The organism is Pseudomonas sp. GW821-FHT10B02, from assembly GCF_059415665.1.
This window is the reverse complement of record NZ_JBWKNR010000010.1, coordinates 198,886-219,004: the sequence shown is the minus strand read 5'-3', so window position 1 is coordinate 219,004 and position 20,119 is coordinate 198,886. Positions and strand designations below refer to the sequence as shown.

At 58.6% G+C, this 20,119-nt stretch carries 18 protein-coding genes; 6 read left to right on the top strand and 12 right to left on the bottom strand.

What is annotated here, in order from left to right; genetic code table 11:
- Positions 1 to 19 precede the first annotated feature (19 nt).
- The 5 genes from peaB to AC07OF_RS16715 all read left to right on the top strand — a co-directional run bounded on the left by peaB (position 20) and on the right by AC07OF_RS16715 (position 5,777).
- On the top strand, positions 20 to 1,450 hold the full coding sequence (peaB, locus tag AC07OF_RS16735) for a quinohemoprotein amine dehydrogenase maturation protein (protein ID WP_476447100.1): 1,431 nt from the start codon (positions 20 to 22) through the stop codon (positions 1,448 to 1,450).
- 1 nt (position 1,451) lies between these two features.
- Positions 1,452 to 1,775: a quinohemoprotein amine dehydrogenase subunit gamma gene (gene qhpC, locus AC07OF_RS16730; RefSeq protein WP_038610709.1), complete on the top strand. Its 324-nt coding sequence runs from the start codon at positions 1,452 to 1,454 to the stop codon at positions 1,773 to 1,775.
- A 31-nt stretch (positions 1,776 to 1,806) separates the two neighbouring features.
- Positions 1,807 to 2,931, top strand: a complete 1,125-nt coding sequence (peaD, locus tag AC07OF_RS16725) for a quinohemoprotein amine dehydrogenase subunit beta (protein ID WP_157192582.1) — start codon at positions 1,807 to 1,809, stop codon at positions 2,929 to 2,931.
- 66 nt (positions 2,932 to 2,997) lie between these two features.
- On the top strand, positions 2,998 to 4,671 hold the full coding sequence (locus tag AC07OF_RS16720) for an AMP-binding protein (protein WP_495073247.1): 1,674 nt from the start codon (positions 2,998 to 3,000) through the stop codon (positions 4,669 to 4,671).
- Between the two features lie 488 nt (positions 4,672 to 5,159).
- Positions 5,160 to 5,777 carry a hypothetical protein gene (locus tag AC07OF_RS16715; RefSeq protein ID WP_495073259.1) on the top strand — a complete coding sequence of 206 codons (618 nt, stop codon included), beginning with the start codon at positions 5,160 to 5,162 and terminating at the stop codon, positions 5,775 to 5,777.
- 17 nt (positions 5,778 to 5,794) lie between these two features.
- Here AC07OF_RS16715 and AC07OF_RS16710 read toward each other — a convergent pair whose 3' ends face one another.
- From AC07OF_RS16710 to AC07OF_RS16665, 10 genes are all read right to left on the bottom strand, one after another.
- Positions 5,795 to 6,316 carry a winged helix-turn-helix transcriptional regulator gene (locus AC07OF_RS16710; protein ID WP_495073246.1) on the bottom strand — a complete coding sequence of 174 codons (522 nt, stop codon included), beginning with the start codon at positions 6,314 to 6,316 and terminating at the stop codon, positions 5,795 to 5,797.
- Positions 6,317 to 6,467: 151 nt separating this feature from the next.
- Positions 6,468 to 7,730: an OprD family porin gene (locus AC07OF_RS16705; RefSeq protein WP_495073245.1), complete on the bottom strand. Its 1,263-nt coding sequence runs from the start codon at positions 7,728 to 7,730 to the stop codon at positions 6,468 to 6,470.
- Between the two features lie 30 nt (positions 7,731 to 7,760).
- Positions 7,761 to 8,480, bottom strand: coding sequence for a nitroreductase (locus AC07OF_RS16700; RefSeq protein ID WP_495073244.1), 720 nt, complete (start codon positions 8,478 to 8,480; stop codon positions 7,761 to 7,763).
- Between the two features lie 40 nt (positions 8,481 to 8,520).
- Positions 8,521 to 9,864 carry an MFS transporter gene (locus AC07OF_RS16695; protein ID WP_495073243.1) on the bottom strand — a complete coding sequence of 448 codons (1,344 nt, stop codon included), beginning with the start codon at positions 9,862 to 9,864 and terminating at the stop codon, positions 8,521 to 8,523.
- A 209-nt stretch (positions 9,865 to 10,073) separates the two neighbouring features.
- The gene (locus tag AC07OF_RS16690) at positions 10,074 to 11,117 is read right to left on the bottom strand and encodes an AraC family transcriptional regulator (RefSeq protein WP_495073242.1); all 1,044 of its coding nucleotides are present in this window, start codon (positions 11,115 to 11,117) and stop codon (positions 10,074 to 10,076) included.
- 223 nt (positions 11,118 to 11,340) lie between these two features.
- Positions 11,341 to 11,784: a potassium channel family protein gene (locus AC07OF_RS16685; protein WP_157192570.1), complete on the bottom strand. Its 444-nt coding sequence runs from the start codon at positions 11,782 to 11,784 to the stop codon at positions 11,341 to 11,343.
- On the bottom strand, positions 11,778 to 12,830 hold the full coding sequence (locus tag AC07OF_RS16680; RefSeq protein WP_495073241.1) for a DUF2955 domain-containing protein: 1,053 nt from the start codon (positions 12,828 to 12,830) through the stop codon (positions 11,778 to 11,780). Before AC07OF_RS16680 ends, AC07OF_RS16685 begins: the two co-directional genes overlap by 7 nt.
- Positions 12,820 to 13,938 carry an HlyD family secretion protein gene (locus AC07OF_RS16675; protein ID WP_157192568.1) on the bottom strand — a complete coding sequence of 373 codons (1,119 nt, stop codon included), beginning with the start codon at positions 13,936 to 13,938 and terminating at the stop codon, positions 12,820 to 12,822. Before AC07OF_RS16675 ends, AC07OF_RS16680 begins: the two co-directional genes overlap by 11 nt.
- A complete protein-coding gene (locus tag AC07OF_RS16670) occupies positions 13,935 to 15,443 on the bottom strand; it encodes an efflux transporter outer membrane subunit (RefSeq protein WP_495073240.1) in 1,509 nt (502 codons plus the stop codon). The genes AC07OF_RS16675 and AC07OF_RS16670 overlap by 4 nt, the downstream gene beginning before the upstream one ends.
- Before the next feature lie 14 nt (positions 15,444 to 15,457).
- A complete protein-coding gene (locus AC07OF_RS16665; protein ID WP_157192566.1) occupies positions 15,458 to 16,603 on the bottom strand; it encodes an AI-2E family transporter in 1,146 nt (381 codons plus the stop codon).
- Between the two features lie 437 nt (positions 16,604 to 17,040).
- Here AC07OF_RS16665 and AC07OF_RS16660 point away from each other — a divergent pair, with 437 nt between their 5' ends.
- On the top strand, positions 17,041 to 17,328 hold the full coding sequence (locus AC07OF_RS16660) for a hypothetical protein (RefSeq protein WP_476447117.1): 288 nt from the start codon (positions 17,041 to 17,043) through the stop codon (positions 17,326 to 17,328).
- 331 nt (positions 17,329 to 17,659) lie between these two features.
- Here the strand turns inward: AC07OF_RS16660 and AC07OF_RS16655 are convergent, their stop codons facing one another.
- Positions 17,660 to 18,694 carry a DNA-binding protein gene (locus AC07OF_RS16655; protein ID WP_495073239.1) on the bottom strand — a complete coding sequence of 345 codons (1,035 nt, stop codon included), beginning with the start codon at positions 18,692 to 18,694 and terminating at the stop codon, positions 17,660 to 17,662.
- A 79-nt stretch (positions 18,695 to 18,773) separates the two neighbouring features.
- Positions 18,774 to 19,847 (bottom strand): tyrosine-type recombinase/integrase, encoded by a 1,074-nt coding sequence (locus AC07OF_RS16650; RefSeq protein ID WP_495073238.1) that lies wholly within the window; start codon positions 19,845 to 19,847, stop codon positions 18,774 to 18,776.
- Positions 19,848 to 20,119: the final 272 nt, after the last annotated feature.

Sequence of the window (20,119 nt, the reverse complement as noted above, 5' to 3'; positions counted from 1 at the left end):
TGCACATCGGGAGGTCGCCATGGGCGCGCTTTTGAATCTGGTCGAACGCAATCTGCATGAAGTGCAGGTGGACGCCGACCGCATGCTGTTCCATATCCCCAGCAGTTCGCTGTTTGCCACCGACGCAGTAACAGGCGGAATCATCGACACTTTGCGCGAGCAAGGCTGTTCATCTGAAGAGTTGCAGCAGCGTCTGCAATCACGCTTCAGCGGTGAGGACATCATCGACACCTTGCGCGAGCTGATCGCCCTGGAGGTGGTCAGCGACGGCTCGCCGCTGACCCCGGAAATCGGCCTGAAGCGGGTCGAGCGTACGGCGATCAATACCGTGGTGTTGAACGTCAATACCGGCTGCAACCTGAGCTGCACCTACTGCTACAAGGAAGACCTGGACAAGCCCTCGGCGGGCAAGAAAATGGACGTGGAAACGGCCATCGCTTCGGTGGAGATGCTGCTCAAGGAATCCCCGGACGAAGAGCGTTTTACCGTGGTGTTTTTCGGCGGCGAACCACTGAGCAATCGCAAGCTGATCGAGTACATGGTCGACTATTGCGAGAAGCGCTTTGCCGAGGCCGGCAAGCTTGTCGAGTTCGTCATGACCACCAACGCCACGCTGCTCACCGAAGAGACCGTGGATTACCTCAACGCCCACCGTTTTGGCCTGTCGGTGAGCATCGACGGCCCCAAGACCGTACATGACCGCAACCGCATCACCGTCGGCGGCCAGGGCACCTACGACGTGGTGCGGCGCAAGGCCCAGATGCTGCTGTCGCGCTACAGCAGCCGCCCGGTGGGTGCACGGGTGACCTTGACCACCGGTGTGACCGATGTCGAAACCATTTGGGATCACCTGTTCAACGAACTGGGATTCGCCGAAGTCGGTTTCGCCCCGGTGACCTCCGGTGACATCAGCAGCTTTAACCTCACCAGCGATGAACTGGTGCAGGTGTTCGCCAACATGAAGGCCCTTGGCCGACGTTACCTGGAAGCCGCACTGGAACACCGCAATATCGGCTTCTCCAACCTCCACCAGCTGATCACCGACATCCATGAAGGGCACAAGAAAGCCCTGCCGTGCGGCGCCGGCTTGAAGATGCTGGCGGTCGATCACAAGGGCGAGCTGAACCTGTGCCATCGCTTCACCGGCTCCAGCCTGCCGACCTTCGGCAACGTGCACAGCGGGGTGAAGCAGGTGGAGCTGAACGACTTCCTGTCCCAGCGCCTGGACCGTAGCGGCACCGGCTGCGACAGCTGCCGTATCCGCAACCTGTGTTCTGGCGGCTGCTACCACGAGAGCTATGCCCGCTACGGCGATCCTACTCATCCGACCTACCACTACTGCGAGTTGATGCGCGACTGGATTGACTTCGGCATCGAGGTTTACAGCCGCATCATGGCCGCCAATCCGGCCTTCATCAGCCGCTACATCACTCCGCGGAAGGCGCATTGATATGAAACATCTCAAGCCGCTGAACAACAAAGCGCAAATTCTTGAGCAAGCGGTCGCCCAGGACCGGGTCGAGGAAGTCGTGGCCATGAGCGCGGTCGCCGGTTGCACCGCCACCACCGACCCGGGCTGGGAAGTGGATGCCTTTGGTGGCGTCAGCTCGCTGTGCCAGCCAATGGAAGCCGACCTCTACGGCTGCTCGGACCCTTGCTGGTGGCCAGCCCAGGTGCCCGACATGATGAGCACCTACCAGGACTGGAACGCCCAGGCCAGCAACTCCCAAGACGATTGGCGCAACCTCGGCACTGTGTTTCCAAAAGACAAGTGACCGGCCAACAAGAACAACAAGGGGAAACCGCATGAAACCTGGAGTTTTCGCCAAGCTGGCGTTCACCGTCGCCGCCTGTGCCAGCACCTTCGCAGCCTGGGCTGCCGACAGCAGCGGGCCTGCGCTGAAGGTGGGGCACGAGTACATGATCGCCACCAACTACCCAAACAACCTGCACGTGGTCGACCTGGCCAGCGATGAGCTCTACAAAAGCTGCAAGCTGCCGGACGCCTTTGGCCCCGGCACGGCGATGATGGCGCCGGACAATCGTACCGCGTACTTGCTCAACAACCATTTCGGGGATCTCTACGGTATTGACCTGGACACCTGCAAGACGGTGTTCCACGCCAACTTGTCGAACACCCCGGGCGAGGTGGCGCGCTCGATGTTTTCCTTCGCCATCAGCCCGGATGGCAAGGAGGTCTACGCCACGGTCAATCCGACCCAGCGCCTGAATGACCACTACGTGGTCAAACCGCCGCGCCTGGAGGTATTCCGTACCGCAGACGGGCTGGCCGCCAAGCCTGTTCGCAGCTTTCCCATGCCGCGCCAGGTCTTCCTGATGCGCGCGGCGGATGATGGCAGCCTGTTTGTCGCCGGCCCCGATATTTACAAGATGGATGTGAACACCGGCAAATATGAAGTCGCGCTGCCACTGCGCAACTGGCAGCGTCCGGGGTTCAGCGCCCCGGACGTGCTGTACTTCTGGCCACACCAGACCGCACAGCATGACTTCACCATGCTCTACACCGTGTCGCGCTTCCAGGACGACAAGCAGGATCCAGCCACGGCTGAACCGATGTATGGCTACCTGAGCATCGATCTCAAGAGTGGTAAAAGCAGCTACCAGGAGTTCGCTTCGCTGACCGAGCTGTACTTCACCGGCCTGCGTTCACCAAAGGACCCGAACCAGATGTACGGGGTGCTCAACCGCCTGGCGCGCTATGACATCAAGGAGCGCAAGCTGATCAAGGCCGCCAACCTCGACCACACTTACTACTGCGTGGCCTTCAACAAGCAGGGCAGCAAGCTCTACCTTGCCGGCACCTTCAACGATATCGCGGTGTTCGATCCGCAGAGCCTGGAGAAGGTCAAGAACATCAAGCTGCCAGGTGGCGACATGTCGATCACCACCACCCAGGTGTTCGTCAGGTAGGCAAGGCCGCCGCGCTGCTAGGCAGCGCGGCGTTGAATCCCGGAACAACAAGAACAAGAGAACACCATGAACGCGTTGAGCCAAACCCAAGGGCGGCAGGACACCAAGCTGCTGCAAATGTGCATAGGGGACGCCTTCGACCTAACCGTGTCGCGCTTTGCCGAGCGCGAAGCGCTGGTGGTCCGGCACCAGGGGCTGCGCTACAGCTGGCAGACCCTCGCGGATGCGGTCGAGCGCCAGGCTCACGCGCTGATGGCCCTGGGGCTTGAACGCGGTGACCGCCTGGGTATCTGGGCGCCCAACTGCGCGCAGTGGTGCATCACCCAGTTTGCCAGTGCGAAAATCGGCGCCATCCTCGTCAATATCAACCCGGCCTACCGCAGCAACGAGCTGGCTTACGCATTGAGCCAGTCGGGCTGCCGCTGGATCGTCTGTGCCGACGCCTTCAAAACCTCCGACTACCACGCCATGCTGCTGGAGCTGGTGCCTGAGCTGGCCGCGAGCGCACCTGGGGAACTGGCCTGCGAGCGTTTTCCTGAGCTGCGTGGAGTGGTTAGTCTGGCTGACCACCCGCCGGTGGGCTTTCTCGCCTGGCAGGCGCTGCAGGCGCGAGCCGCAGAGGTCAGCGCTGCGGCGCTGGCGGCGCGCCAGACCAGCCTGCACTACGCTGAGCCGATCAATATCCAGTACACCTCGGGCACCACCGGCTTTCCCAAAGGCGCGACCCTCAGCCATTACAACATTCTCAACAATGGCTACATGGTCGGTGAGAGCCTCGGCCTGACCGAGCATGACCGCCTGGTGGTGCCGGTACCGCTCTACCATTGCTTTGGCATGGTCATGGCCAACCTTGGCTGCCTGACCCATGGATCGACATTGATTTACCCCGGGGATGCTTTCGATCCCCTGACCACCCTGTGTGCGGTGGCCGAGGAGCGGGCAACCGCACTGTATGGGGTGCCGACCATGTTCATTGCCGAACTAGACCATCCGCAACGCGACACCTTCGATCTCTCAAGCCTGCGCACCGGCATCATGGCCGGTGCCAACTGTCCCATCGAAGTCATGCGTCGGGTAATCGATGAAATGCACATGAGCGAAGTGCAGATCGCCTACGGCATGACCGAGACCAGCCCGGTTTCATTGCAGACAGGCCCTGACGATGACCTCGAGCTGCGCGTGACCACCGTTGGCCGCACCCAACCGCACCTGCAGAGCAAAATCATCGACAGCGCCGGGCAGTGTGTACCACGCGGCGAAATCGGTGAGCTGTGCACGCGTGGTTACAGCGTCATGCTCGGTTACTGGAACAATCCGGCGGCCAGCGCTGAAAGCATTGATGAGCAGGGCTGGATGCACACCGGGGACCTGGCGTCGATGGATGAGCAGGGCTATGTGCGCATTGTCGGACGCAGCAAGGACATGATCATTCGCGGCGGAGAGAATATCTATCCGCGCGAACTGGAGGAATTCTTCGCAAGCCATCCGGCGGTAGCCGAGGTACAGGTGATCGGCATTCCGTGCGCGCGATACGGTGAGGAGATCGTCGCCTGGATCCGCCTGCACCCTGACCAAAACCCGGGTGAAGAGCAATTGCGCGACTGGGCCAAGGCACGTATCGCGCATTTCAAGGTGCCGCGGTATTTTCGCTTTGTGGAGCAGTTTCCGATGACGGTCACCGGCAAGGTCCAGAAGTTTCGCATGCGCGAGATCAGCATGCAGGAGCTGCACCTGTCGTGATCTCGGCAATCGGGCTGTGAGCTACCGCAGGCTTTGAACCCTTAGGCCACGCAGGTTTCAGCGCAAACCGCAAGTATCCATAGGTATTGAATGCGGGACCGCCCGTCGGTGGTTCTTCCTTAAAAGTGAACGATCGGAAAATACAGCTCTCTTATTTTCCAGCAGGCCGGTCCTCAGTGATCACGCCGTGCACTCCCTCGTAAAAAATGGACGTTCATCCTCATCTGCATCGTATGGAATGCACGTGGGGATTTTTTTTACCTGAAACCTGGAGTAACGCTATGCCCTCATCAATGGCTCGCTGGGCGAGTCGCTGCATTCTTGAAATACCGGTTTACTGATTTAGTTTGTTCAAGTGAGTTTGATCCTGTAGTTGCGATCAGGTCGTTCGTACGCCTGTTGCAAGGTCATCTGGCACTAACGTATTAAGTGGAGAAGTCGTCGTGGAGATCAATACAATTATTAGCCTGTTCGGGCAGAAAGAATCCATGGAGCTTTTGCGGTTGGCGGTTGTTTATGTCCATCTGATAGCCTGTTGCGTCGCCATCGGCCTGGTGTTTGCCAGCGATGCTGCGATGGTCAAGGGCTTATTGAAAGGTCGTGTATCGACGGGGCACGATAACGATCATATGACGAGTCTGCAGAAATCTGTTGCCAGTGCGTTGATATTCTTGTGGATTAGCGGAGCCGCACTGATAGGTATTGATTACCTGGAAAAAGGTATTAACTATTTTGCCAATCCGAAACTTCAAGCCAAAGTCATTATTGTCTTGTTACTGACATTCAACGGCATGTTGTTGCATCGCTATATATTGCCTGCATTGCTGAAGGCCGGATCGTTACTTGATCTGCAGATCGGTGTGCGAATGTTTGCCCTGTTCTCCGGAGCACTGTCGGGCGTGTCCTGGCTGTATGCCGCGATGCTGGGTGTCGGTCGTCCTCTGGCCTGGAAATATTCGCTCAGCGAGTTGCTGATGGCGCATCCGGTGTTGATCGTGCTCGGGTTTGCGTCGATGGTGGCATTGACCCAATGGGCACGGAACCGCAGCAGCGCGCTGCCGGCTCAGGAGAGCCCATGGCTGCTGGCGGGAATTCATACGCGCTAAGCTGATGCTGGCGAACGCTATTCGGCAATGAGATGGACCTGCGCATCGGCCTGGCGGTAAGACTGGCCGGTGCGCAAACGCCATTGAGTCAACTCATCGGCGTTTTCCGCCAGCTGTAGCTGGTGCTCTTCACGGGTAATAGGCTTGCCGGTATTGGCATCCACCAACGCCAGCGCTACGGGTTTGCCGGTGCTTTGGTCTATCAGCGCAACCTTGTCTGAACCGCTGGTGTGGCGGGCGCCCCAACTCATCAGGGTGAGGATTACCGGACGCAGGTCCCGGCCTGCTTCGTTGAGGTGGTACTCATGGCGTGGCGGGTTGTCCTGGTAAGGGCGGCGCTCGAGCAAACCGGCTGCCACCAGATCGTTCAAGCGGCGGGTGAGGGTGCTTGAGGCGATCCCCAGGCTGTAGAGAAACTCGTCGAACCGCCGCAGACCATAGAAGGCATCGCGCAGGATCAGCAGGCTCCACCCGTCACCAATGCATTCAAGGGCATGAGCGACCGGGCACGGCATGGGTTGGAAGCTGGCTCTTTTCATCGGGGCTCACCTGATCGCTGTCGATGGAGAGTGCGATCATACTATCGCGCCGTTAATTTCATAATGAAAGCAACATGTGCGAAGCATCACTCGAAGGTGCCCCTCCTACCGAATCGCGGGCCTGGCCCGCGATGACCCTGCCGGCGGGATCCTAGTAGTTGAACGTGTAACGCAGAATCAGCCGGTTCTCGTTGGCACTGTCGGCATACGTGGAGCGGTTGGTGGAGTTGCGCCACTGCACTGCCAGTCCCTTCACCGGCCCGCCCTGGACCACATAAGTGATGTCGGTCATGCGTTCCCATTCCTTGCCCGATTCACCGCTGGCCCGAAGCCCTGCCGCTTGTGCGGTGTTGACCAGCGTCGGGTCGACGTCCTCACCCTTGGCGTATTTGACTCCCAAGGTCAGCCCGGGAACGCCCACCGCGGCGAAGTCGAAGTCGTAGCGGGCGTACCAGACGCGCTCATTGGCGGCGGTGAAAGTACTCACCAGCGATTCAGCGAAAATGTAGGTGTCGGTGCCGTTGACGAACGCAAACGGGGTATCGCCCCAGGCCTTCTGGTAGCCGCCGCCAAGGGTATGCCCCTTGAGGCTGTAGGCCAGGTAACTGGTGAGGGTGCGGTTGTCGACTTCACCCACGCTCTTGTCACCGGTCTCGTTGGCATCGAACAGGCGCACATCGGCGATCACCGCGCCGGTCGACAACGGCTGGTTCAATTTCATACCGAAAAAGTTGTTACGGTAGAGGTCTTCAAGCTCGGCCACGTGATAGCTCAGGGTCAGCGTCGGCAGTGCTTTGTAGTCGAATGCCAGGTAGGAGTAGTGATCGGCCTCTACCGGGGCGTAGCCGGTGGCGGTCAGCGATTCGAAGTCGGTGGAGTTGCGTTGCTTGACCGCGTTTACCCGCAGCGCCGAGAAAGTCAGGGGCGCAAAGTCGTTGGAGACCAGCAGGCCGCCGCGAAACACCTGCGGCAGCAGGCGGCTGTTGTTGCTTGCAAGCAGAGGCATGACCGGGTTGATACCGCCGATACGCAGTTCGCTTTTTGCCAGGCGGGCCTTGGCGGTCAGCGTCATCTTGCTGTAGGCGTCCTCGACATTGCGCTCCGAGTCGTAGGCCAGCAGGCCTGAGCCGGTACGATCGGGGCTTGAGTCCAGCTTTACCCCGAGCAGGCCGAGGGCATCGACACCAAAGCCGAGCGTGCCTTCGGTAAAGCCCGACTGCAGGTTGAGGATGAAACCCTGACCCCACTCGTCGCGCTTGTTCTGGCGTGCGTCGTCGTTGCGAAAGTCGCGGTTGTAATAGAAGTTGCGCAGTTCAAGGCTTGCCTTGGCATCCTTGACAAAGTCCGCCATGACCATCGGGGCTTGAGCGGCGACAGCGGTGGCGAGCAGCAGCTTCACAGGGTGTTTCGACATTACAGGCACCTTTTATTTTTGTTGTTGTGATCAGGGATGAAAGGTTGCGAACGCACTGACCGGCTCCCGACCGGTCACCAAGGTGTTTTCGATGCTGGCAGGGTCCGCGTAACCGAGGCTCATGCCACACACCAGCATCTGTTCAGGCGCAATCCCCAATTGCTCCGCGATGAGGGTGTGGTATTTGAGGAATGAGGCTTGCGGGCAGGTATGCAGGCCGCGGCCGCGCGCAGCAACCATCACGCTTTGCAGGAACATGCCGTAATCGAGCAGGCTGCCCTCACCAAGGCTGCGGTCGATGGTGAACAGCAAGCCCACCGGCGCATCGAAGAACCGATAGTTGCGACCGTGCTGTGCATGCATGCGCGGCCTGTCGTTCTTGTCGATCCCCAGCAACCCGTAGAGCGCCCAGCCCACTGCCCGTCGGCGCTCGAGGTAGGGCGCCTTCCATTGGTACGGGTAGTAGGCGTACGGGTCTGCATGGTTTGCCGCGGACGCGGGATCGTTGTCGATGCGGGTGATGGCGCGCGACAGACGCGCCTTCACTTCGCCGGTCAGCACATGCACATGCCAAGGCTGCATGTTCACCCCGGTGGCACTGAAGCGTGCGACATCGAGGATCGCCTCGATGTCCTCCTGCGCCACTGGTGTGGGAAGAAATGCCCTGATACTGCGTCGCGTGGTGATGGCCCAGTCAACTGCGTGGCTCACAAGCTGCGCGGAAGCTGGCGGTGGCGATAATCGGTTCATGTTCGTTCCTGCAGGCAGCGTCTGGCGTCAAGGCATGGGTTCAGCGCGAAAGCGCGAGGGCCTTCTTCTCTTGGGTCGATTGCGCCCGGGACTGGTTGATCAGGGTGACCGCCAGGGCACCGATCAGGCCTGCCAGGCTGATGGCCATGAAGTTTTGCTGCAGCGGCAGGCTCAACGAGACCAGCCAGCCAATCAGTACCGGGGCGACAATGGCGCCGATGCGACCCACGCCGGAGGCGAAGCCGACGCCGGTGGAACGGATCTCGGACGGATAGAAGTCACCGGCATAGGCGTAGGCCAGCAGTTGCGTGCCCAGGGTCGAGGCGCCGACCAGGAACACCACCGCGAACAGTGCCGTGGTATCGCGGGTGTAACCGAGGAGGGTAAGGGCTATTGCCCCGGTGATGTAGAAGCACACCAGCACATGCTTGATGCTCAGTTTGTCGCTCAGCCAGCCACCGACCATGGCCCCGGCGATCGAACCGAGGTTGAACACGATGACGAAATTGAGCGCCGAGCCGAGGCTGAAACCGGCCATTGCCATGAGTTTGGTGAGCCAGGAGTTGAGGGCATAAACCATGAACAGACCGGTCATGAAAGCGGTCCAGATCATCACCGTGCTGAACCCGCGCCCTTGCTTGAACAGGTCGCGAACCGGGGTTGCCTGAGTGTTTTGCACGGCGACATTGCCGGTGACCACCAGCGTATCGGTAACCGCATGGCCTGGCTCGATCTTGCCGACGATTTCACGCAATTCGTCCTGACGGCCGTTCCTGAGCAAGTAGCCAAGGGATTGCGGCATGCTCTTGAGAATGAACGGAATCAGCAGCACCGGCAGCCCGGCGACATAGAACACCCACTGCCAGCCATAGCTCTCGATCAGTTGCTTGGCGGTCAACGCCACGAGGATACCGCCCACCGAGTAACCGGCAAACACCAGGGTGATCAGGCGGGTGCGCAATTTCAGTGGTGAGTACTCACCCATCTGTGCGGTACATACCGGCAGTACGCCGCCGATACCGAGACCGGCAATGAAGCGGGCAATGCTGAAGCTGACCGGGTTGTCGGTAAAACCGGCCACCGCTGTGAAAATGCTGAACAGCGCCACGCAGATGGCGATCATGCGCGGACGACCGATGCGGTCAGCCAGCGTGCCCAGGAAGATCGCGCCCAGCATCGTACCCAGCAGTGCCGAGCCGGCCATGATCCCGGCGCTTGTAGGGTCGACGTTCATGTCTTGCATGATCGCGGGCAGTGCTGCGCCCACCACGGCCAGGTCATAGCCGTCGATGATCAGGATGAGCATGCACCAGAAGAGGATGCGCCCATGGAAACGATTGAACTTCGAATCCCCCACTAGCGCGTAGATGTTCACCGATTGCATAGCGTGTCTCCTTCGCTGTTGTTTTTGTTTGTGAAGTGCACAGTCGTATGTCCGCAAGCTGGCCAGGGCAGGTGAGGGCCACAGCGCAACCTGTGGCGAATCCTAGGGCCGATTGGCGGTGCGGCACATGCCCGCGGGCGTCGATGTGTTTGACCGATCTGGGCACATTGGCGCGAGCAGGGGGCAAGCGGGAGAGAAGGGGAAGGGGATCAGCTTGCCGATTGAGTCAGAGACTGGTTGGACGCATCAGTACTCGAACGGCGATACGCGCCGGGGCTTACGCCGGTCCATTTCTTGAAAGCGCGGTGGAATGCGCTGGTTTCCTGAAAGCCGGCCTGGGCGGCAACTTCGCAGACGGTCAGATCCGACTGACCGAGAAAGTTGATGGCCATGTCTCGCCTGAGGTTGTCCTTGAGTCCCTGGTAACTGATGCCCTCAGCTTGCAAGCGCCGCTGCAGGGTCGAACTGGACATGCTCAACTGATTGGCCACTTCATCCAGCGCCGGCCAGTTTTCCGGCGTATGGTTGCGCAGCCGCTGCCTGATCTGGGCACTTAAACTGGCGTCGTTGCGGTATTTGACCAACAGACTTGCCGGCGAGTCTCTAAGAAAAGTGGCCAGGCTCTCGGGCGTCTGGGCCACCTTGAGGTTCAAAAAGCACGCATCAAAGCAGACCCGGGTCACCGGGGCGGCAAACTCGATGTGCTCACAGAAGCGCATGCGGTAGTCGCTGTCATCATCCGGACGCGGCGAGCGGAAGCTCAGGGCCTGCAACGGAATTCTGCGATTACCCAGCCAGCACAGCAGCCCGTGCACCAGAATCAGCCAGGTGCCATAGCTGAACAACCTGCGCTCCACGCCATGGTCGTGGATGATGATCGACGCCGTGTCGCCGTCCAGGTGCAGCTCACCGTACAGGTCATCAAGCCCCAGGCGCAGGAACGCCAGAATCCGCCGCAGCGCCTGTTCCAGCGACTCACAACCAATGGTGGCGTGGCACATGAGCCGAAAGCTGCCGCGCCGTAGCGGGTGGCTGTCGATTGCGAAAAACTCATCGTCGAGCATGTCCGACAGGGCGACCCACAGCCGTGAGAATGCCAAGGCGCATACACGAGCATTCGTGGAGCTGAGCAGTTGCGGGTCGATACGCGCTTGTTGCAGCGCCAGGGATATGTCCAGGCCACGCTGGGTTGCCCCATAAAGGGCTTCACGCACCAGGCTGATGGAGGTGGTTCCTTTATAGGCAGCAAGCATCTGTTCATCTCCATCCGGTGGTCGAGCCCGGGAGGAAACTTAGCAGATGGTTACAACGGGGGGAGCGCGCATTTTTGCATATGCCAACGGCGTTTTAGGGCCAGGCTTGCAGCACCAGCGACTCGCCCCTGCAACGCCGATTCGATCGAGCGCCGGGCAGTAGTTTCCCGGACTGTTCTGAGGTTGAGGTTCCAGGGCCAAACGCTTGCAAAGGCGCTTGCCGTTATCCTTTTGCATGCTCGCCAGACGCGTGCTGTTTGATGGTGTCCATTACGGCAGCGGTCATGATTGCGGTGGACACGCCAAACATGAGAATGCCGTTGGCCGCCTCCAGTGGACTGAGCAGACGCCATTGCTGGCTCAGGACCACATCGCCATAACCCAGGGTGGCGAAGGTCACGCCGGAAAAGTACAGCGCGGTGATGAAGTCCTCGAACTCACCCAGCAGCAGGAATAGCAGAGCCCACAGCGCCATTTGCACATAGTTGCCGATGAGCATCACCACCATGACCATCGACAGCAAGCGCACGTCATCGCTCCAGGAGGGGCTCACGTTCATCTTGTGTCTGAGCGACACATAGCGACGCGCACACAGGGCTAGAAACAATGCCTGCAACACAACACAGAGCACGATCACCGGTAGGCCTACCAGAAAATTGATCAGCATGGGCGAGCCTCTTCAGCGGTTGGGTTGGACGCATTTCGACGTTGCCGGCGCTTATCGAGCAGATGAACCATCGCACAGGCATACAGGGTGACCAGAATGAACAGCCCCATGCGGATGGCAAAGGCGGTGTAGACATCCTTGCCGGCGGCGCTGTCCTGCACCGACTGGCCGAGCAGAATGATCATGGTCGTCAGGCTGTTGAGCCAGAAGCCCGGCTTGTAGTTGCCAGGGCTCAGCCCGTAAAGCTTGCGGGCCAGCACCAGCCCGAACAGCAGCATCCACAGGAAGAACATCCACAGATTGACGAACAGGCCCAGGGCGAACCAGAAGAGAATCGCCATCAGGCCGCCGAGCAGGGTCGAGCCGAGCAGCTCCCGCCCGGCAGTGCGCGCGCTGGTGGCGGTGCTCTGCTGGCCGAGGTTGACCGACTTCATGATGATCGGCATGTAGCTGGCCGGATCGATCAGCGCCAACAGGAAGGCGGGCATTACCACCAGCGCGGCGCGCAAGGCCAGCCAGTTGATTTCATCGGCCGACAGGGCAGGTGTGGGGGCGGGCGGCTGGGTGCCGATCGGGTCAGGGAGCAGCCAGTGGCTGATCGACACCACCGTGACGGCCAGGAGCAAGCCCTTGACCAGCGATACGATCACCTGCAGTGCCAGGTCGAATTCGGTAGCGCCGGCCGCGCTGATCATCGTCAAGCCAACCACCATGAAGGTGGCGACCAGCGAATTGCCGCCACTCATGCCATAGCGGAAGACCAGAAACAGGCACAGGCCGACCAGCATCACGCCGGTCACCGCGTAGTAATGCAACAGCGGTATCAACAGCAAGCCGCTGCCGGTGGTCACCATCAGCACCACGGCCAGGCCCAGGCTGGCCTTGAACGGCAGTGGCCGATTCATCGCCGCCAGCATCGTCAGCGCCAGCATCGGTGCGATAAAAGGGATCGGCAGGGCCAGGCCGAAGCTCGCGGCCAGGCACAGCGCAGTGCCAGTGGCCAGGCGCAGGGCTCGCCTGGCACGGACTTGTTGCTCAGTAGGCATACGACATCCAGCTCATTACGCGCAGGAAGAGACGGCCGAGCAGGTTCAGCGGGTTGCCTTCGCTGGGGAACGCCATGACTTCGGCCTGGCCACCGACACGGATGCCGCTGATGTCGGCCAACTGGCCAGGCGCAAGCTCGATGATCACGGGGAAGCGCTGGGCCGGGCGCAGCCAGTCACGGCTGTTCTGTACCGTGGGCAAGGTCCCGGCTGGCGTGCTCTGGCCGGTACTGACGCCATAACCGATGCTGCGCACATGGCCTTCGAATACCGTGCCGGGAAGACTATCCAGGACGATGCGCACCGGGGTTCCGGGCCTGACCCTGCCCAGGTTGTTCTCGGTCATGTCGGCCGTGACCCACACATCGTGGATGGCGATCAAGGTCATCAACGGCGCCCCGGCTGCGGCGAACTGGCCGACATCGGTGCGCAGGTCGGTGACCAGGCCGGCCGAGCGGGCACGAACCGTGCTGTTGGCCAGGTCCAGTTCGGCCTTGTCCACATTGGCGATGGCGCTGAGCAGCTGGGCGTTTTTGTCGTCGCTGCCACCTTGGGTTTCGCGGGCGCGTTCTACTTCTGCCCGCGCTGCGGCAACATTGGCGACGGCTGCATCGAGGGTGGAGCGGGAAATTTCCAGCCGGCGCAGGGAGATGGTACCAGGGTCTTCCTTGTACAGGCGCTCAAGGCGCTGGAGGTCTTTGCGCGACATGACCTCGTTGGCCTGGGCTGCTTTCAGGGATGCCATCTTCGAGTCGATGCCAGCAGTGTTGGCGCCGATCTGCTTGCGGGTGGTCTGCAAGTCGGCACGCGCGCGGTCGACAGCAATCTGGTATTGCTGCGGGTTTACCTCGAACAGCACTTCGCCGGCCTTGACGTCCTGGTTGTTGCGCACGTTGACTTTGGTGACCCTGCCGGCAACCTCTGCCGCCACCGGAACGACAAATGTCTGCACCCGTGCCTGTTGCGTGTAGGGGGTATAGCGGTCGGCCAGCAGGTACCAGACCAGGCTCAGGACGATCAGCACAGCAACCCAATTCAGCGCTTTTTTTGTCGGATCGGCCGCAGGCGACGCTGCGGTTACTTCCTGCTCTTGTTGGCGGTCACTCAATTGACACCTTCCTTCGCTTCATCGAGCAGGTCGCCCCAGTCGGTGCGTTGCTGCATCTGTTGGCGGGTGGCGGGATCGAGCAGCGGACGGTTACTGTACCAACCGCCGCCGAGGGCCTTGTACAGTGCGATCAGGCTGTTGACGGCCGTGTTGCGGTTGACCAGGTAGTTATCCTGCTGGGCGAACAGGGCAGCCTGGGCATCGAGTACCCGCTGGAAATCTGAATAGCCTTCACGGTACTGGGCATTGGCCAGCGATACCGAACGCTCGGCTGCAATCGACGCTTCGCTGAGGATACGGTCGCGCTCCAGGGCCTTGACCAGACCGGTCGCCGCATCGTCGGCCTCACGCGCCGCCTGGCGAACGCTGTCCTGGTAGACGACGATCAATTGTTGCAGGCGGGCATCCTGGATGCGCACGTTGTTGGTGATCCGGCCATGGTCGAACACATCCCAGCGCAGGCTCGGCCCGCCGACCAGGTCCAGGGTGTTGGAAGTGCCGTCCAGAGAGCTCGCGGACCAGACGATGCTGCCCAACAGGCTGATGGAGGGGTAAAGGTCGGCCTCGGCGACGCCGATCAGCGCCGACTGGGCCGCGACTTGCGCTTCTGCGCTACGAACATCCGGGCGGCGCAACAGCAGATCGGCCGGTACCCCCTGCAGCACGGCGCGGTCGACCAAGGGCACCATACCGGTGTTGGTGTGCAGTTCCGGCATTGCGCCAGGCGGGCGACCGATCAACGTGGACAAAGCATTGCGTGTGCTTGCGACCTGCGCCTCGAAATCGGGGATGGTGCTCAGGGTTCCCAGGTACTGGGTCTTGGCCTGTTGCAGATCGAGCTCGGCATTATCACCGCTGGTGAACAGGCGCTCGGTGATCTCATAGCTACGCTTCTGCAGTGTGGCGTTGTTCTTGGCGATGTGCAGGCGCGCCTCGGCGGTACGCAGCGCGTAGTAGGTTTGCGCCACCTGAGCGTGAAGCAGCACCAGAACGTTTTCGTAGTTGCTCTGGGCGGCGAACCAGGCTGCATCGGCCGACTCGATGGCGCGGCTGAAGCGGCCCCAGAAATCCAGCTCCCAGCCGATGTCGAAACCCGCGCTGTGTTGCCACAGATGGCTGTCCTGCGGGTTGTCGCCGCTCCATTGGCGACGCTTGAGGTAGACGCTGTCGGCGCTGATCTGCTGGAATTGCGGGTAGCGGTTGCTTAACGCGATGCCCAATTGTGCGCGGGCTTCCATCACCCGCAGGCCGGCGATTTCCAGGTCGGCGTTGTGGGCGTCGGCCTCGGCGATCAGGTGGTCGAGCACCGGGTCGGTAAATACTTGCCACCACTGGCGGCTATCGGGTTGCGTACGTTGCTGGCTGGCAAGTTCCAGGGCCTGAGTGTTCCAGTGCTCGACCCAGGCCTGGGTCGGTGACTGGAAGTCCGGGCCCAGGCGCACACAGCCGCCCAGGCTCAGGACGCCACACAGCAGCAGCCGGCTCATGCGCGCAGGACACGACATCAAGCGCACTCTCCTCAGACCGGTGGATGCTCGTTCGGTGTCTCAAGTCGCGGTTGCTCATCGCGCGGTTGTTCGTCCAGTACGTCGATTTGCGGTTGGTCCTCGACCCATTGCCAGAACAGTTGATAGGCGACTGCCAGTGCCACCGGCCCGATGAACAGGCCGATGAAACCGCCGCTGACCATACCGCCCAGGGCGCCAATCAGGATCACCGGCATCGGCACATCGACGCCGCGACCCAGCATCAATGGCTTGAGGATGTTGTCGGCCATGCCGGCAATCAGGCTGTAGATGGTGAACACGATGGTGGCAAGCGAGGTGCCTTCAGTGGCAAAGACATAGGCGATTACCGGCAAACTCACGAGAATCACCGGCAACTGCATGATCCCCATCAACAACGCGACCATGGCCAGCAGCCCGGCACCGGGTACCCCCATGAGCACGAAGCCGACCCCCACCAGCAGCATCTGGATAAAGGCGATACCCACCACGCCCTGGGCGACCGCGCGGATGGTCGCGGTGCACAGTTCAATAATGCGCGGACCGCGCTTGGGGCCGGAGAGGCGGGTGGCGATAGCGATGGCGCTGCGTTCGCCGTTTTCGCCGTAGGCCATGAGCACACCGGCAATGATCAAGGCACCGATGAACAGCAGAAAGCCCACGCCAACACCGGCCATCTTGCCCAGCAAGGTCAAGCCGACCGTCTTGATGTAAGGCATCAACTTCATCAGCACGCTGCTCATGTCAGTCGCCGACTGCATCCAGAAGGTGTAGAGCGGTTTGCCAATGAGGGGCAGGGTGGCGATCTTTTCGTTCGGCAGCGGAATTTCCAGGCTGTCGGACTTGAGCACGGCCAGGGTGCCTTCGATCGAATCACTGATCGAAGTGCCCAGCAGGTAAATCGGCACCATCAGCAAGGCAAGGGCGACGACTACGATCAAGGTAGCGGTGCGACCGTCCTTGTTACCCAGTTTGCGCTTAAGCATCTTGTGCAGCGGGTACAGGGTAATGGCCAGGATCACTGCCCAGAGCATCAGATTGAGGAAGGGCTGAAAGATCTCGAAGCAGAACAGCACCAGCACCGTGATCAGTCCGGCGCGAATCAAAACATCGAGTAACCCACCGGACAGCGCCCTTGCAGAAATGTTTGTGCGCAACATTGTCTAGCACCTCGCGATTCGTCACCAGTATCGGGATACGCTTAGGCAGCATAGACGTTGATTTGCCGGGAGATCCAAGCTGATGCAACGAAGTTATGAGCCACTGCGCCGCGCAGGCTCAGCCGTGTCTTCGAGGAAAGCCCGCGAAATGGGCAGTGCGGGCACGAGAGGGGTAGGAAATACAACTTCTGGTTGCGTAGTCATGGGTGAAGGCATATAACTCAACTAAATAGTCATTTAGTTTAGTTATAATCTATAGTTATCAATGGGGAAGGGTAGCTCACCTGATGAGCTAGGGGTAGCTCATCCTTGGTCGCTATCTTCCAAATTTGTACGGTATCTTTCAAGGGCACGCATAATGGGCACGTGTAATCGGTAACAAGCCCCGTAAATCAAGGGCTCCAGCCATCTGCGACGACCATTCAAAGGAGTATGCAATGGGTCATTTTCCAAGCTGGATGCTTCAAAGCGCTCACAACTACCTGAAAGCTGCTGAGGTTTTGGACGCGCAGAACCTGCCGCACGTTGCCCAGGTCAATGCGGCGATTGGCATGGAAATCTTGCTGAAGAGCTTCATTTCTGTGCCTGACCAGCATCAAGGTACATCCGGCGAGACCTACAAACTCGACGCCGCAGCGTTGGCCGCAGCTCATCAGCATCTGCAAAGCGCTGACAAAACCAGTCGTAAAACCCCTGATAGGCATGATTTGTTGACGTTGTTCTGAGGTTGCTGCGACGGACGTTGGCCAACGTAGTCGGCTATTACAAGGAGCAAGGTTCGCAGGATCCATTCGTCCTGGATTACATCGCTGAGGTGCAGGCACGAGCTGCAGGCAGATGATCGAGGCCTGAGCAGTCCTCGGAACTAATACTCAGGACAGCCGCGCAAAGGAGAAGAAATGAGATATTTCAGACAGGTAGGTAATCATTCTGCAGGACTTGTATAGTCCTCGTCCTAAAAATTACTTTCGTATACAGGAAGTAATTTTTAGGACGAGGAGGGGAAAGAAGTAATTTTTAGATAGGTGGGAAATAGTCAGTTCCTATCCACTCTGGTCATACGGGTTTTCCTAACAGCGCGCTCTGCATCGCTGCGTTCTGTTGACGTAGATTAGAGTTTTCGTTCCTGAGGCTGTTCATAGCTTCCACAATACCCAGAAGCCTTCCTTTGAGCTCCGCGATATCCTCGGCTGCCTTACTTTTGAGAATTCTTAGCTGGTCAAGCATGGCGTTTGCCTGTCGGAGCTCTTTATGAAGACGTTCGGCTTTGCTCCGCTCCTCGTCGCGAACCCGCGCAGTTTCCATCATCAAGTGATTTTCCGTGCGCTCAAGATGCCTCGCTGCATCCTCTCGCGCGGTGGAAACGTTGGCATCAGCCTGAATTAACTGCTCTTGCAAGCGCTGTATTTCAGCTGAGTGCAGTTCTTGTATAAACTCAATCTGGGCGCGACACAGAAGCTGAACTCGATCAATTTCATTGGCATGAATCTGCGCAGCTATATTTTGTTCCTGGTGCAAGGTATCATATCTTTGCTGCCAATGGCGAACGCCTGCATTGAGCTGTTCAATTTGTTCGCCTAATCGATCATTCAAAGCACGCAACTCTATGATTTCGTGGTCTCGTGCGACAAGGATCGCAGCAATTTTGTTGTTGCTTAGTTGAACTGAGTATCGTGCATTCTCTGCAAGTTGAAGTGCGCAATCGAAGTCAAGTCGTTCGCTTTGCAACGCATCAGAGGCAGAATCAAGCGCAATTTGCCAAATCTGCTCAAGCTGAAGGCACACTCCCTCGGGAATAGAAGGTCTAATTAGCCGGGCGCTTATGGCAGAGCCGACAGATGACCAGAATTTTCTTATTTCATCTTGAACCAGATTGGGTGAAACCTTTATCGCATGGCGTTCGAAAATCAAATCGCGCAAGGTGGACTGGCGGACTTCTACACCTTGTTCCAGTAATTCTTGCGCATAAACGTGGACGAGGGCTCGAGTGTTGTGCCGCCCTCCCTTTGAATCATCGCTGCTCATGACCGACTGCTCTACCTGAAATTTAATAAATTGTCCACGAAAGGAAGATTGAATTTTATATTTCACCTCACAGAATCGTGTCTCCTGACTGTACCGATAATTATGCAATTCTAGCAGAAGCACTTGAATTAGCGGGGGGGGGCGATCATGGAGCGAGAGGTAACCTCAAAAGTTCGCTCCCTCGCAAGAGCATGGGGTCTTCAACTGGAATGTAGCGGGCGATACTTTCCACTAAACTGTTACCTGCCAACGTATTGACCAATACCAAGTTTCCCGTTTCAGCCGCAAGGTGACTGAAGCATGAATGGCGAAGCCAATGAGTGGACGCGGATTCCAGCTGCAGCGCGAGATCAGGCAATTCACGATCACGCGCCAAGGCCGCTGCACTTTTCATGATTGCCTTCATTGCTTTGAGCACAGTGTCGGCATGGGCCCGCTTCAAGCGGCTATTGGCCGCCAGGAGAAGCGGGGTTTCATCATTCGCTGGTACAAAGGGTGACAATCCAAATGCAACACGGTATTGAACGAAAGCGGAATAAAGTTGCTCGTTAACGGGCACCCGACGTAGCTTGCCTCCTCTGCCGATAACCTGTAGCCAACGCTCACTCGCGCTAAATATTTGAATATTGGTCATATTTGCGTTCGTTGCTTCAAATGTACGTATGCCAGTCAGGTAAAATAGCGCTACCATGAACTGATTTCTAGCAGCCTTCTTTTCATTCGTAGACTCCCTCGCCACCTCAAGCATCAGTTGAATTCCCATGCGGGGGAGCTGGCGGGTTATCACTGGGGAGGGGATTAGCTCAGGCTTTCGCACGAAGTGGAATGGATTTTCGCGACAGAAGCCCAGCTCAAGCATCCAATTGTACAATCCACCCAATTGGAAAATTGCTAGTCGTCGTGAACTAGCACACAAAGGTCCTGCAAAAGGGCGCCACTCTGGATGAGATCGGGGATGCTTAGTTGTGGATACCCACATATCCCTCGGCTGCGGGTCCGACAAGAAAGCTGCATAAGCGGAGGCATCTTCAAACTCAATTTCTTGAAGGCACTTACCGCGCGTAAGTTGAGCCCAGTGCACAAAACGTTCCGCTTCTTTACGCATAACCCTGAAAGAATTGGCGCAGGAAGCTCTCGCTGCAAGCCACCTGAGTACTAATTGCTCATCACAGGGGTGTCGAAAGCCACCCCCTTCTAACTCTGTGATTTCGCTTCTCATCAGCTACACCTCCACATCATCAATACCAATCGCATTTACTGGGTAACAAAGCGAAATCATCGTGTGTACGTCGTAATTTATATATTAGTACAATCGGCATTCAGTGCGCGAGTGGGTACAACTAGTCGACGGTACATTCTCTACTCAGTATGGAAATCTGGGGTCTTGACGTATTGCTACGCGTAACGAATTAGAGGGGTGGTGAATTTGCATTGAATATTATTGATACGTGTTTTGTATTGTTTATCAATGATCGACGATAGTGCTGAGTT

What these genes read in the sequence shown, in the direction of transcription:
- peaB (WP_476447100.1), top strand. Translation starts at nt 20, where the DNA reads ATGGGCGCGCTTTTGAATCTGGTCGAACGCAATCTGCATGAAGTGCAG.
- qhpC (WP_038610709.1), top strand. Translation starts at nt 1,452, where the DNA reads ATGAAACATCTCAAGCCGCTGAACAACAAAGCGCAAATTCTTGAGCAA.
- peaD (WP_157192582.1), top strand. Translation starts at nt 1,807, where the DNA reads ATGAAACCTGGAGTTTTCGCCAAGCTGGCGTTCACCGTCGCCGCCTGT.
- AC07OF_RS16720 (WP_495073247.1), top strand. Translation starts at nt 2,998, where the DNA reads ATGAACGCGTTGAGCCAAACCCAAGGGCGGCAGGACACCAAGCTGCTG.
- AC07OF_RS16715 (WP_495073259.1), top strand. Translation starts at nt 5,160, where the DNA reads ATGGAGCTTTTGCGGTTGGCGGTTGTTTATGTCCATCTGATAGCCTGT.
- AC07OF_RS16710 (WP_495073246.1), bottom strand. Translation starts at nt 6,316, where the DNA reads ATGAAAAGAGCCAGCTTCCAACCCATGCCGTGCCCGGTCGCTCATGCC.
- AC07OF_RS16705 (WP_495073245.1), bottom strand. Translation starts at nt 7,730, where the DNA reads ATGTCGAAACACCCTGTGAAGCTGCTGCTCGCCACCGCTGTCGCCGCT.
- AC07OF_RS16700 (WP_495073244.1), bottom strand. Translation starts at nt 8,480, where the DNA reads ATGAACCGATTATCGCCACCGCCAGCTTCCGCGCAGCTTGTGAGCCAC.
- AC07OF_RS16695 (WP_495073243.1), bottom strand. Translation starts at nt 9,864, where the DNA reads ATGCAATCGGTGAACATCTACGCGCTAGTGGGGGATTCGAAGTTCAAT.
- AC07OF_RS16690 (WP_495073242.1), bottom strand. Translation starts at nt 11,117, where the DNA reads ATGCTTGCTGCCTATAAAGGAACCACCTCCATCAGCCTGGTGCGTGAA.
- AC07OF_RS16685 (WP_157192570.1), bottom strand. Translation starts at nt 11,784, where the DNA reads ATGCTGATCAATTTTCTGGTAGGCCTACCGGTGATCGTGCTCTGTGTT.
- AC07OF_RS16680 (WP_495073241.1), bottom strand. Translation starts at nt 12,830, where the DNA reads ATGCCTACTGAGCAACAAGTCCGTGCCAGGCGAGCCCTGCGCCTGGCC.
- AC07OF_RS16670 (WP_495073240.1), bottom strand. Translation starts at nt 15,443, where the DNA reads ATGTCGTGTCCTGCGCGCATGAGCCGGCTGCTGCTGTGTGGCGTCCTG.
- AC07OF_RS16665 (WP_157192566.1), bottom strand. Translation starts at nt 16,603, where the DNA reads ATGTTGCGCACAAACATTTCTGCAAGGGCGCTGTCCGGTGGGTTACTC.
- AC07OF_RS16660 (WP_476447117.1), top strand. Translation starts at nt 17,041, where the DNA reads ATGGGTCATTTTCCAAGCTGGATGCTTCAAAGCGCTCACAACTACCTG.
- AC07OF_RS16650 (WP_495073238.1), bottom strand. Translation starts at nt 19,847, where the DNA reads ATGAGAAGCGAAATCACAGAGTTAGAAGGGGGTGGCTTTCGACACCCC.